The sequence below is a fragment of the Rhodococcus parequi genome (genome assembly GCF_046042785.1).
In the GTDB taxonomy this organism is placed as follows: domain Bacteria; phylum Actinomycetota; class Actinomycetes; order Mycobacteriales; family Mycobacteriaceae; genus Prescottella; species Prescottella parequi.
Map to the genome: position 1 here is coordinate 56959 of NZ_JBDLNV010000002.1, position 12450 is coordinate 69408.

Genomic DNA, 12450 nt, shown 5'->3' on the forward strand with positions numbered 1-12450 from the left:
TCAGACGGCACTGCCGGGCGGTACCCCGCGGGGACCTGCGGGTTTCCTATCCCCCGAGGGTGCCCGAATCGGTGCGTTCCCACCGTTCGCGACCGTCTGCGTCGCGATGGAACTGCCAGGCCGAGTAGTCGCCGTCCCCGTCGACGATCGTGACGTGGTCGGCATCGCCGTCACCGTCGGTGTCCGTCGCGACGATCAACGCGTCGTCCACCTCGAACGTCCGGGTGTCGAGCACGCCGTCGTCGTCGACGTCGAAGGCCGCGTCGGTCAGGTGCACCGCGCCGGAGTCGGCGCCGAACGTCTCCGGGTCGATCTCCGGGCCGGACATCTCCAGGTCCGTTGTGCTGATCACGATGCCTCCCATTGCCATGGCCGATACAACTGTCGTCACTGCGTTGGACGCGACGCCGACCCGTTCGGTTCCATCGCTGTCCCGACCTCCGCCCGGCCCCCGACAGCCTCGAGGGCCTCGAGCAACACGGCTCTGTCTCGTTCGCACGATGCGAGCCGGCCGCTGCGCTGGGCCGCGAGCCGGCGGAGTTCGGCGTCGATCGCCGCGATCTCGTCGTCGACGGCCGCGGTCGCGGCGCGGCCGTCGGCGATCACCCGCGTCCCGACCGCCGCCTCCGTCTCGAGCAACCGGGCGAGTACCCGTTGCTCGAGATGCGCGCGCAGGCCGGCGCCGGCATCCGACGCCCACTGCCGCAGGTGCGCCCGGTCCGCGACCAGACGACGGGACCGCGCGAGCCACCACGCGGCCGCACCGCCCAGGGTGAGCGTGACGGGGATGGTCGCGATGTCGAGCGCCGGCACCATCGACAACGGCGCGACGGCGAGCCGGCCCAGACCCACACCGGCCGAGGCGCCGACGATCACCATCATCCGGTCCTCCACGCCGCGGTGCCGCGGCGTCGGCGGCGGCACCGACGCTTCGGCCGGGCCGGGATCGGCCGGCGGATCCGTCAGCCCGGCACGCCCGACGAGTTCGTCCAGTCGGTGCCGCGCGGCCGTGTCCACCTCCACGGTGAGCGCGTCGGCGAGCTGCGCGAAGCGCTCCGGGAACGCCGCCAGCTCGTGCCGGCCGGCCCGGTCGATCTCGGCGCGGACGAGCGTCGACAGCTCCCGGGTGCGCGCGCCCACGACGTGCACCAGATCGATGCGGGCGCGCTGGACGTCGGCGCGCACCAGAGCCGACAGTTCCGCCCGGCCACGGCCCCGGTCCGCCACCAGTCGTGTCCGTCGCTCGCGCAGCGGGGTCGCGTCGTCGGCCCGGACCGACTCGGCTGTTGCCGCGATCATCCGGCACGTCTGCTCCACGAGGGACACGGTTCTGCGGCGCCGGTTCCGATCGACGATCACGTCCGCGGGTGCCGCGAGCGCGTCCCGGACGTCGTGCGACAGCTCGGCGCGGCCGAGCACACGGGCGTCGGCGTATCGGGGCGAGTGCACCCGCAGCAGTGCCTCGTCGCGCTCGACCACGTCGGATGCGTCCCCCGACGTCGTGAACAGCACGCGCTCGACGTGCGCGGCGGCGGCGTCGAGCGCGGCCAGTTCGTCGCGGCCCAGCACCGACAGCTCGTCGAGGACCATCACCACCGCCGCCGCGTCGTCCGGCACGCCGGTGATCGGCACGTGGGCGGCCAGGGCCTCGCGGACACGACTGGCGTCGATGCCGCGCACCGTCGCGACGTGGACCGCCCCGGCGTCGACGCGGCCGCACTCCCGCCACCGGCCGAAGCCGTCGGGGTTCCAGCGCTCGACCACCCGCTGCGCCTCCTCGGAGAATCCGGCGCTCACCGGGAAGTCCCCGCCGCGACGGCCCGGCGGGTGCGGGCCCGACGTTCCACGACGGCACGCCGGCGCCGGTCCCCCTCGCTGTCCTCTTCATCGGCACCGCGGTCGTCGGCACCGCGGTCGTCGGCACCGAGCACCGCGGCCGACTCGGAGGCCGCGAACACGGCCGGGTCGCTCCGCAGGAAGGCTTCGATGCCGTCGCGGATCGCACCGCCCACGTCCTGCGCGGCCGTCACCGCGAGCGCGTCCAACATCTCTCGGACGCGGCGGGCCTGCACGACCTGCACAGCGGCGCCGACCGCGTCCACGACGACGGCGAGGTCCCGTCCGGCGCTCAGCGGAACGGTCCGCACCCCCGTCTCCGCGGCGGCCGCGTTCGACGCGCGCGCGGCGACCTCCCTCGATCCGAAAGCGTCCGCCTTGGCGAGCACCGCGACGGTGGACCCCCGGCGGGCCTTCGCGAGGACGCGGACGTCGGGGGTGCGCAGCGCTCCGGTGAACACGTAGACCACGACGTCGGGGCCGAGCTCCGGGTCCGTCCGGCCCGGCACGTCGACGGCCGGCGCCTCGACGACGTTCGCGAATCCGGATCGTTCGAGTGCCGAGACCAGGGTGCTGCGGCCGACGCCCGCTCGGCCGACCACCTGGATCTCGACCGGTCGGCGCATCGCGTGCAGCACGCCGGCGGGCGCGCCGACGACGTCGCCCACTGCTCTCGTGAACGCCGCGAACTCTGCCGCCCCGGATCCGTCCCCCACCGCGCATTCCTCCCCTGCTGTCCCCCGACACCGGATGCCGATTGTGTCAGCGCAGCGATTTCGACGGCAAGGGTGCGTGAACTCACGGAAAGCGGCGGACGGGGAGCGACTACCAGCAGGAACGCGGCCACATGAGGCGGTGCGGCACGGAAGTCGATCAAAGACTCCATACTATCTTCCGACCGAGTCGGCCCGTGATCACGCCGATACGTGACAATGGTCGGGTGAACGACGCCGATCAGGACACTCCCGACACCTCGAACGACGACCTCGAGACCCTCGGAACATCTGCCGCAGACAACTCTGCCGGTGCATCGAAGGGCTCGCGTCTGTACCCGCGGGTGACGAGTTTCCGCTCCCGCCGCGGCTCGCTCACCATCCCGCAGCAGGACGCCTGGGATCGGACGTGGCCGAAGATCGGTCGTGACGTCGGCGACGACCTGATCGACACCACCGCGTGGTTCGAGCGCGACGCCCCGCTGATCGTCGAGATCGGTTCGGGTACCGGCACCGCGACCGCGGCGATGGCGAAGGCCGAGCCGCACGTGAACCTGATCGCGGTCGAGGTCTACCGCCCCGGTCTGGCGCAGCTGTTGCAACTCGTCGAGCGCAACGAACTCACGAACGTGCGCGTGCTGCGCGGCGACGCGGTCGAGGTGCTCGAACACATGGTTGCGCCCGAGTCGCTCACGGGCGTGCGGGTGTTCTTCCCGGACCCGTGGCCCAAGGCGCGGCACCACAAGCGCCGGCTGCTGCAGGGCCCGACGTTCGCGCTGATCGCGAGCCGGTTGAAGCCGGGCGGGGTGCTGCACGTGGCGACCGACCACGCCGAGTACGCCGAGGCGATCCGGGAAGCCGGTGACGCCGAGCCGCTGCTCACCGAACTCGACTGGGAGTCGCCGATGACCCACGAGCGTCCGGTGACGAAGTTCGAGGACAAGGCACACAAGGTCGGAAGCACGATCACGGAACTCATCTGGGGGAAGATCAAGCCATGAGTCTCAGCGAAGGCACATCCGGTACCGATTCGGCACGCGGCCCCGTCGACGGCGGAGGACGTGACGTCCAGGAGCACAAGCGCGTCCTGCTCGTCTGGGACGCCCCGAACCTCGACATGGGACTCGGCGCGATTCTGGGCGGACGCCCCACGGCCGCCTACCGCCCCCGTTTCGACGCGCTGGGCCGTTGGCTGCTCTCCCGCACGGCCGAGCTGTCGGCCACCGAAACCGCGATCCTCGAGCCCGAAGCCACCGTCTTCACCAACATCGCCCCTGGTAGCGCGGATGTTGTCCGCCCCTGGGTCGAGGCCTTGCGTAATGTGGGTTTCGCGGTGTTCGCCAAGCCGAAGGTGGAGGAGGACAGCGACGTCGATGCCGACATGCTCCACCACATCGCGCTCCGCCGTGGTGAGGGTCTGGCCGGCGTCATGGTCGCCTCCGCCGACGGTCAGGCGTTCCGTGAGCCGTTGGAGGACATCGCAGCAGCCGGCGTGCCGGTGCAGGTTCTGGGGTTCCGCGAGCACGCCAGCTGGGCGGTCTCGTCCGACATCCTGGACTTCGTCGATCTCGAGGACATCCCCGGCGTCTTCCGTGAGCCGCTGCCACGGGTGAGCCTCGAATCCCTGCCCGACGAGGGCGCCTGGCTGCAGCCGTTCCGTCCACTGTCTGCCCTGCTCGTCGGGCGCTGAGGAGTCCATACGTGTTCGCTCGCTGGGGAGATCTGGTCTACCGGGCCCGGTTCACCGTCATCGCGGTGATGGTGGCCGGCCTGTTGGCGCTCGGCGCCTACGGCTCCGGTCTCGGTGCCCACCTCAGTCAGAGCGGCTGGGACGATCCCGGTTCCGAATCGGTGGCCGCCGCCAAGCTCGCGGACGGCACGTTCGGCCGGGACACCAACGGCGACGTCGTGGCGATGTACACCGCGCCCGACGGCAAGACGGTCGACGACCCGGCGTTCGCGGCGCAGGTCTCGGACAGCCTGCAGCGACTGCTGCAGGATCATCCGGACGAGGTCGCGAAGATCAACGGCAGCTACTTCCAGTTGCCGAACACCCCGCGCCTGCCCGCGATGGCCACGGCCGACCGGTCGCACGCGATCGCGAGCATCGCGCTGAAGGGCGACAACGACACCGCGATCACCAACAATTTCCGGGCGATCAAGGACTCGTTGCCGATCGACGGGGTCGAGGTCCAGCTGGCGGGCATGCAGCCGGTCGCGAGCGCCATCAACGACACGATGGCCAACGACATCCACCGTATGGAGATCCTCGCGATCCCGGCGGTCGCGGTCCTGTTGTTCTTCGTGTTCGGCGGCGTCATCGCCGCGGCACTGCCGCTGATCATCGGCGGCCTGACGATTCTCGGCGCCAACGGCATCGTCCGGGTGATCACACACTTCACCGAGGTCAACGCGTTCGTTGCCTCAGTCGTGTCGCTGATCGGTCTGGGCCTGGCAATCGACTACGGCCTGTTCATCGTCAGCCGATTCCGCGAGGAACTCGGCGACGGCTACGACACCCGGACCGCGGTGCGGCGCAGTGTCATGACCGCGGGCCGGACCGTGTTGTTCTCGGCGACCATGATCGCGGTCAGCCTCGGTGGTCTGATCCTGTTCCCGCAGGGCTTCCTCAAATCGGTCGCGTACGGCGCGATCGCGACGGTTCTGCTGGCGGCGTTCACCTCGGTGACGGTGCTGCCCGCTCTGCTCAGCATCATCGGCAGACGCATCGACAAGTTCGGCCTCAAGCGATTCGGTCAGATCAAGTCGACCGAGGAGATCGAGAACAGCATGTGGGGGCGTCTCACCCGCTGGGTGATGCGCAATCCGCTCAAGGTGACGATCCCGATCGTCGTCGGCCTGTTGCTGCTCATCGTCCCGATGACCGGCATCAAGTTCGGCGGCATCAACGAGGACTACCTGCCTACGGACAATACGGCGCGTGTCGCCCAGGAACAGTTCGACGAGTTGTTCCCCGGTAACCGCACCGAACCGGTGAAACTGGTGATCCAGGGCGCGGAGGGCTCCGAGGTCGGCCAGATCCTCAAGACCGCGAGCGGGGCACCCGGTCTGGTCGAGAAGTTCACGATCACCGGCCCCGCGAAGGACGGCGTCCAGGTCCTCAAGGCGGGCCTGGTCGACCGCAACAACTCCGCGGAGACCATCGACTACCTGCGGGCAATGCCCGTCCCGGACGATGTGCAGGTGCTCGTCGGCGGCACTCCCGCGATCGAGCAGGACAGCATCAGCGCTCTGCTCGACAACCTGCCGCTCATGGTCGTCTCGGTCCTGATCCTGACGACGCTGCTGATGTTCCTCGCGTTCGGGTCGATCGTGCTACCGATCAAGGCCGTGCTGATGAGCGCGCTGGGCCTCGGTGCGACGCTCGGCATTCTGACGTGGATCTTCGTCGACGGCCACGGGTCGGGCCTACTCAACTTCACCCCGGGACCCATCACGTCACCGGTGCTGGTGCTGATCGTCGCGATCATCTACGGCCTGTCGATCGACTACGAGGTGTTCCTGATCTCCCGGATGGTCGAGGCCCGATCCCAGGGCGCGTCCACCACCGAGGCCATCCGCATCGGCACCGCCCACACCGGCCGCATCATCACCGCGGCCGCCCTGATCCTCATCGTCGTCACCGGCGCGTTCGGATTCTCCGAACTGGTGATGATGAAGTACATCGCCTACGGCATGATCGCCGCGTTGATCATCGACGCCACCCTGATCCGCATGTTCCTCGTGCCCGCCGTCATGAAACTTCTCGGCGACGACTGCTGGTGGGCACCTGCCTGGATGAAGCGCATCCAGCAGAAGATCGGACTCGGCGAGCCGATTCTCGACAGCGAACTGTCCGGAGACGACGTGCCCGACCTGACGGCCACCGACGCGCCGGTCCAGCCCCCCGCCGAGACGCCGGGGGTTCCCGCCCAGGCGACGGCGTCCAGGGCTGGAGCAGCCGGGGCCACCGCCGTCCTCGATCGGGGCCCGGAGCCGGAGCCGCTGACGATGCCCCTCCCCCGCATCATGGCGGCGCCGCGCGCTCGCTCGGCGGCACCGCGTCCCGCCGCGGAGCGCCCTGTCACCGAACGTCCCTCCGCCGCACGCCCGGAACCGGTTTCGACGCCCGAGCCCGACGTCCGGCCGCGGCCGGCGGCTTCCGCGTCCTCGGCCGACGGCGAGGAGGTCGCGTGGCTTGCTGCGCTCAAGGCCCCCAACACCGGAATGATGCCTGCCGTGCAGGTGACGCCCGAACCGGCCGACTCCCCGGCCGAGCCCGGCCCGGACGAGGCCGAGGCGGAGAACCCCGGTCGGCACCGCAGCGGCGACAAGGCCGTGAGTGTCAGCGAGCTCCTGGCCCGCCACCGCGACGACGACTGATCAGCCCAGCATCCTCCGCAGCGTGGTGCCGAAGGGGTAGCGCGCGGTGACCGAACCGAAACGCACCCGTCCGCGCACGACGAGGTGCAGCGGACCGTACGGGGGACCGGTGCGGACCTTGTTCGACACCGAGCCGCCGACGGTGTCGATGTCGTTGAGGTCGGCGGTCGCCTGCTCCGGCAGGACGAGTGTGACGGATCCGCAGAAGTCGTCGACGGTGAGGTGGACCACCTGGGTCTGCATGACGGCTTCGGTGAAGTCGAGCGTCGTGCTGCCCATTCGTGAGTCGAGGACGAGCGCCGGCGGCACCTGCCAACGTCCCTTGCGGGTGATGGTCGACATGCGTCCGCGGATGACGAGAGGCTGCTGGGCCGGGTAGCCGGGCGGCGGGGCGGGAACGGATTCCGGGGACGGCGCGGGCACCGGCGGAGCGGGGTGCGCGTGGCTCGGGGGCGCCGACGTGGGGTATCCCCCGTTCACGTAACCCGGGTTGATCTGCATGCCCGGAAGATCCGCGAGGACGGCATTGAGTTCACCCCGGGTCTTGGCAGCGAGGGCGGTGTCCATGCGTTCGGTGAATTCGCCCAACGAGAGCATGCCCTGCCCCACCGCACGCTGGAGCAGCTCGCCGACGTGTTCGCGCTCGGCATCGGACACTCGCAAATCTCTCGCCTCCATGCGGACAACGATAAATCAGTCGGGCGACCGCGCATCTCCAGCGCTCGGCGGTCCGTCGGGCTCGTCGGGCGTGGCGGGGAACATCGGGGTCGACGGGTCGGCGCGGGTGAGGGATTCGTAGGCCTCCTCCGCGGCGTCCGCGCTCTCGGCACACAGCGACCGGATCGCGGTGTTGAGGAACGCGACGATCGGCACGGCGATCAGGCCGCCGACGATGCCGGCGAGGACGATGCCCGTGGTGATCGCGAGCACCACCGCGAGCGGGTGCAGCCGGACGGCACGCCCGAGCAGCAGCGGCTGCAGCACGTGTCCTTCCAGCTGCATGATGCCGACGATGATGCCGAGCACGATCAACGCGGTCAGCAGACCCTTGGTGACCAGGGCGACGAGCACTGCGAGAAAACCGGTCACGAACGCGCCGACGATCGGGATGAACGCGCCGACGAAGACGAGCGAGGCGAGCGGCAGGGCCAGCGGGACACCGAGGATCGCGAGGCCGGCGCCGATGCCGATCGCGTCGACGGCGGCGACCGCAACCGTCGCGCGGGTGTAGCCGACGAGCGAATTGAAACCCTGGCGACCTGCAGACCGGACGCGGCTGCGAGTGTTCTTCGGGACGATGCGGGTGACGAACTCCCACACCTGGTCCCCGCCGTAGAGGAAGAACACGAGGGTGAACAGGGCGAGGAAGGCGCCGGCGAAGATCTCGCCGATCACGGTCGCCGTGGTCAGCGCACCGCTGGTGAGGGCCTCCTGGTTGGACTGGATCGCCTTGACGACGTTGTCGCCGGCGTGCCGGATCTGGTCATCGCTGAAGTGCAGCGGGCCGTCGGTCAACCACTCCTGGGCCTTGGTGACACTCGTCGTGAACTGATCACTGAGGTCGGGCAGTCCTTCGACGAACTGTTGCACGACGAACGACAGGATGGCGCCGACGATGCCGATCGTGCCGACGACGGCGACGAGCACCGCCGCGGATCGAGGAACCCCACGCCGGTGCATGCGGTCGACGGCGGGCATGAGGAATGCGGCCAGCAGGAGCGCGAGCGCGACCGGGATGACGACGGCCTCGAGTCGGGAGACGACGTAGCCGAGCGCGAGCAGCCCGGCGAACAGGACCAGCAGCCGCCACGTCCAGGCCGCACCGACCCGGACGAGCGGATGTACGGACTCCGCCGAGTCCCGTTGCGCTGCGGCCTCCCCCGACTGGCTCTCGCTCACCGCGCGAGCCTATCCGGACCTGCGCCGTTCACGGCGGAGAAACGACGGCCGACCGCGGCAACCGTGTGCGCTGCCGGGCTGCGAGGTATGTCCCGTAAATTATCGGATCGTGTGGGCATCGTACCGAGCAGTGACGCTGACGATCAGGAGTCGTTGGCCTCTCTACATGCTCTCGATGGCCGGGGCGAACCTCATCGGCGCGGTGCTGGTCTTCGCTTTCGTCCGCTACGGCATCCCCATCCCGGAATCGGCGGACATCATCAACGACCGGGTCCGCAACGTCGCGATCTTCGGCGCGTACCTCGTCTTCGCCGGCTTCGTGAGTCTGGCGGCGGCGGCGATCATGCTCCGCACGGTGATCCGCTGGCAGTTGCGCGGCGGTCCGCCGACCCGGTCCGAGCAGATGGCGGCGCTGCACGCGCCGCTGCGACAGGCCATCGTGCATCTGGTGCTGTGGTTCCTCGGTGGCGTGATCTTCGTGTTCCTCACCGTCGAGGAGATGCCCGAGCTCGCGATCGCCGTCGTCGTCACGGTCGGCATGGCCGCCACCACCACGTTCGGCTTCACCTACATGCTCGGCGAGCGGATCCTGCGCCCGGTCGCGGCGCAGGCGCTCAGCGAGGGCCAGTTCGACCGGACGATGGCGCCCGGCGTGGGCACCCGCATGGCGATGACGTGGGGCCTGGGCACGTTGATGCCGGTGATCGGCATCATCCTGCTGTGCGTCACGCAGCTGACCACCGATCTCGAGTTCGCCCCGAGCGCGCTCGCGTGGGCGATCCTGCTGCTGTCGATCATGGCGATCGGTCAGGCCTTCGCGCTGTCGATGCTGACGGCGAGCCAGATCTCGGATCCGATCCGGCAGCTGCGGCGCGCGATCGAGCGGGCGCAGCGGGGCGAGACGGACGTCCGCGTCGAGGTGTTCGACGGCTCCGAGATCGGTCGCCTCCAGGTGGGCTTCAACCGCATGATGCGCGAGGCCGACGAGCGGCGGCTGCTGCGCGAGCTGTTCGGTCAGCACGTCGGCGAGGACGTCGCCCGCCGCGCGCTGCAGTTCGGCACCGAACTCGGCGGCGAGACGCGATTCGTCGCGGTCCTGTTCGTCGACATGGTCGGCTCGACCGGTGCCGCCGCCGAACGGCCGCCGAGCGAGGTCGTGGAGTTGCTCAACGAGTTCTTCCGGGTCGTCGTCGACGTCGTCGACCGGCACCACGGCTTCGTCAACAAGTTCATGGGCGACGCCGCGCTCGCGATCTTCGGCGCCCCACTGGACCGCCCCGACGCACCGACCGCCGCGCTCGCAGCCGCCCGCGAACTGCGGTTCGCGCTCAACGAGATCACCGGCCTCGACATCGGCATCGGCGTGTCCGCGGGGCTGGCGGTCGCGGGCAACATCGGTGCGGCCGAGCGTTTCGAGTACACCGTGATCGGCGATCCGGTGAACGAGGCGTCGCGCCTGACCGAGCTCGCGAAGCTCCGCCCCAGCCGGGTTCTCGCGTCGACCAGCGCGTTGTACTTCGCGGACGACGAGGAGCAGGCGCACTGGGAGCTCGGTGACCAGGTGCAGCTGCGGGGCCGTCGCCGCAACACTCACCTGGCATGGCCGGTGTTGTATCCGGAGTGACGTGAGCATTCTTCGTTACCCTGAGGTCGTGGCACAGCCGGAGCCCGCCCTCGGAGGCGGTCACACAGATCGGCCGCGTGGTCGATTCTGGTGGCTCAAGTGGGTCGCCGGCGCCCTCCTCGTGGCACTGCTCGTCGGCGAGGGGATCTATCTGTGGCCGCGGCTGCACGAGTCGTGGCAGGCGCTGGCCGAGATCCACTGGGGCTGGGTGGCACTGTGCGTGCTCGCGCAAGCCGTCTCCCTGAGCGGCTACGGCCGGGTGCAGAAGCAGCTGCTGCACGCCGGCGGCGTGCCGGTGAGCCAGCGCAAGTCGGTGGCGGTGATCTACGGGTCGACGGCGATGGCGCTGACGCTGCCCGCGGGCCAGGTGTTCTCGACGGCGTTCACCTACAAGGAGACCCGACGCTGGGGCGCGAGCCCGGTCGTCGCATCGTGGCAGCTGGCGATCTCCGGCGTGATCGCGGCTGCCGGCCTCGCGTTGATCGGGGTGACGGGCGCGCTGCTCGTCGGCGGCTCGGTGAGCCCCTTCACGCTGTTGTTCTCGGTCGCGGGTCTGATCGCGCTGCTGTACGCGGGCCGGTACGTCTCGTCGCATCCGGAGTCCATCGAGAAGGCCGCCCGGTGGGTGCTCGCGCGCGCGAACGGTGTGCTGGGCAAGCCGGCGGACACCGGCATGGAGGCGGTCCGGACCACGATCTCGCAGCTCGATTCGGTGCAGCTCGGCAAGCGTGACGCCGCAATGACGCTGGGCTGGTCGGCGGTGCACCGTCTCGCCGACATCGTGTGCCTGGGCGCCGCGTGTTTCGCGATCGGTGCCGAACCGGTACTCGCCGGCCTGCTGATCGCGTTCGCGGCCGGCAAGGCCGTCGCGACGATCCCGGGCGCGCCGGGCGGGCTGGTGTACGTCGATGCCACGCTCATCGCGGCGCTCACGACGGCCGCCAGCATCAGCGCATCCCAGGCGGTGGCGGCGGCGTTCGTCTACCGCGGGGTCAGCTTCATCCTCGTCGCGATCGTCGGCTGGATCGTCTTCGCCTTCCTGTTCCGCGGGCACGGCCAGGCGGCCGACGTCGAACTGGCAGCGGCCGGGACCTCGGAGTTGGAGGAGCGTCGAGCGGTGGCGGACCCGACGACGGCGCGGTCCGACGTCGAGGACCGGATCCACCGCGGCGACTGAGCGCGCGACGTCACCTGCCCAGGTCGGCGGCCATCGCCTCGAGATGCGCGCGGGCGATACGAGCCGCCTCCTCGACGTCCCCCGCCGCAATCGCGTCCACGAGCGTGCTGTGTTCGTCGGCGTTCGGTGCGCAGTCCCGATCCCGCAGACCGAGCAGGCCGATCATGTCGACCATCGCGTCGGCGACGCGTGGCACGAACGTCTCGAACAATTCGGACAGCACGGGGTTGTGGGCGGCGGTGACGATTGCCCGGTGCACCGCGGTGTCGGCCTCGACGAACTCGCGGTCCGGCGCGTCGGCCGCAGCCGCACGCTGATCGAGGGCACGGCGCATGGCCGCGACGTCGTCGTCGGTGGCACGGACCGCGGCCAGCCGCGCGGCCTCGATCTCGATCGCGGCGCGGGCCTCGACGACGGCCACGATCGCCCCGCGCTGCAGCACCGCCTCCCAGCCGTCGGCCGCGGGCTCGGTGCGTTCGACGAACACCCCGGCACCCTGTCGCGGGCGCAGCATGCCCTGACCGGCGAGCATCCGCAGCGCCTCACGGATCGTCGAGCGGCCCACCCCCAGTTCCGCGGCGAGCGTGGTCTCGCCCGGCAGCTTCGTGCCGACCCCCCACTCCCCCGTCTGCAGGCGGCGTCGCAGCTGGTCGGCGGCCTGATCGGCCAGCAGATTCCGGTTGAGCGCGGCGGGCACGCAAACTCCTCAGGTTGTCAGACAAGTGGTTGTGCTCTAGCTTAGCGAACATGACGTTTCGCGGTCTGCTTCTCGGCGGCCGCGGCGGGGTCTGACCGGACCGGCACCCCGCCGCGGGGTT

General features: G+C 70.1%; 11 protein-coding genes. 5 read left to right on the forward strand and 6 right to left on the reverse strand.

The window, feature by feature from the left end:
* Nucleotides 1–46: 46 nt before the first annotated feature.
* The 3 genes from ABEU20_RS04455 to ABEU20_RS04465 are packed head-to-tail and all read right to left on the reverse strand — an operon-like array spanning nucleotide 47 to nucleotide 2552.
* Nucleotides 47–352, reverse strand: a complete 306-nt coding sequence (locus tag ABEU20_RS04455; RefSeq protein ID WP_420163196.1) for a DUF6802 family protein — start codon at nucleotides 350–352, stop codon at nucleotides 47–49.
* A gap of 35 nt (nucleotides 353–387) precedes the next feature.
* Nucleotides 388–1797 carry a hypothetical protein gene (locus ABEU20_RS04460; protein WP_420163197.1) on the reverse strand — a complete coding sequence of 470 codons (1410 nt, stop codon included), beginning with the start codon at nucleotides 1795–1797 and terminating at the stop codon, nucleotides 388–390.
* Complete coding sequence (locus ABEU20_RS04465; protein ID WP_420163198.1) at nucleotides 1794–2552, reverse strand: hypothetical protein; 759 nt, start codon at nucleotides 2550–2552, stop codon at nucleotides 1794–1796. Before ABEU20_RS04465 ends, ABEU20_RS04460 begins: the two co-directional genes overlap by 4 nt.
* A gap of 206 nt (nucleotides 2553–2758) precedes the next feature.
* On the opposite strand from ABEU20_RS04465, the gene trmB reads away from it, so the two are divergent.
* The 3 genes from trmB to ABEU20_RS04480 are packed head-to-tail and all read left to right on the forward strand — an operon-like array spanning nucleotide 2759 to nucleotide 6932.
* Nucleotides 2759–3550 (forward strand): tRNA (guanosine(46)-N7)-methyltransferase TrmB, encoded by a 792-nt coding sequence (gene trmB, locus ABEU20_RS04470; protein WP_420163897.1) that lies wholly within the window; start codon nucleotides 2759–2761, stop codon nucleotides 3548–3550.
* The gene (locus ABEU20_RS04475; protein ID WP_420163199.1) at nucleotides 3547–4239 is read left to right on the forward strand and encodes an NYN domain-containing protein; all 693 of its coding nucleotides are present in this window, start codon (nucleotides 3547–3549) and stop codon (nucleotides 4237–4239) included. The genes trmB and ABEU20_RS04475 overlap by 4 nt, the downstream gene beginning before the upstream one ends.
* A gap of 11 nt (nucleotides 4240–4250) precedes the next feature.
* Entirely contained in the window at nucleotides 4251–6932 is a 2682-nt protein-coding gene (locus ABEU20_RS04480) for an MMPL family transporter (protein WP_420163200.1), read from the forward strand.
* Here the strand turns inward: ABEU20_RS04480 and ABEU20_RS04485 are convergent, their stop codons facing one another.
* Together ABEU20_RS04485 and ABEU20_RS04490 are read right to left on the reverse strand one after the other, a co-directional pair.
* Nucleotides 6933–7610 carry a DUF1707 SHOCT-like domain-containing protein gene (locus ABEU20_RS04485; protein WP_420163201.1) on the reverse strand — a complete coding sequence of 226 codons (678 nt, stop codon included), beginning with the start codon at nucleotides 7608–7610 and terminating at the stop codon, nucleotides 6933–6935. It lies immediately after the preceding gene.
* A gap of 15 nt (nucleotides 7611–7625) precedes the next feature.
* Nucleotides 7626–8831, reverse strand: a complete 1206-nt coding sequence (locus tag ABEU20_RS04490; protein WP_420163202.1) for an AI-2E family transporter — start codon at nucleotides 8829–8831, stop codon at nucleotides 7626–7628.
* A gap of 166 nt (nucleotides 8832–8997) precedes the next feature.
* Here ABEU20_RS04490 and ABEU20_RS04495 point away from each other — a divergent pair, with 166 nt between their 5' ends.
* Nucleotides 8998–10455 (forward strand): adenylate/guanylate cyclase domain-containing protein, encoded by a 1458-nt coding sequence (locus ABEU20_RS04495; RefSeq protein ID WP_420163203.1) that lies wholly within the window; start codon nucleotides 8998–9000, stop codon nucleotides 10453–10455.
* Between the two features lie 28 nt (nucleotides 10456–10483).
* Nucleotides 10484–11632, forward strand: a complete 1149-nt coding sequence (locus tag ABEU20_RS04500; protein WP_420163204.1) for a lysylphosphatidylglycerol synthase transmembrane domain-containing protein — start codon at nucleotides 10484–10486, stop codon at nucleotides 11630–11632.
* 10 nt (nucleotides 11633–11642) lie between these two features.
* Here ABEU20_RS04500 and ABEU20_RS04505 read toward each other — a convergent pair whose 3' ends face one another.
* The gene (locus tag ABEU20_RS04505; protein ID WP_420163205.1) at nucleotides 11643–12329 is read right to left on the reverse strand and encodes a FadR/GntR family transcriptional regulator; all 687 of its coding nucleotides are present in this window, start codon (nucleotides 12327–12329) and stop codon (nucleotides 11643–11645) included.
* Between the last annotated feature and the right edge of the window lie 121 nt (nucleotides 12330–12450).

Coding starts and splice junctions, on each gene's coding strand:
- ABEU20_RS04475 (WP_420163199.1), top strand. CDS start 3,547: ATGAGTCTCAGCGAAGGCACATCCGGTACCGATTCGGCACGCGGCCCC.
- ABEU20_RS04485 (WP_420163201.1), bottom strand. CDS start 7,610: ATGGAGGCGAGAGATTTGCGAGTGTCCGATGCCGAGCGCGAACACGTC.
- ABEU20_RS04495 (WP_420163203.1), top strand. CDS start 8,998: ATGCTCTCGATGGCCGGGGCGAACCTCATCGGCGCGGTGCTGGTCTTC.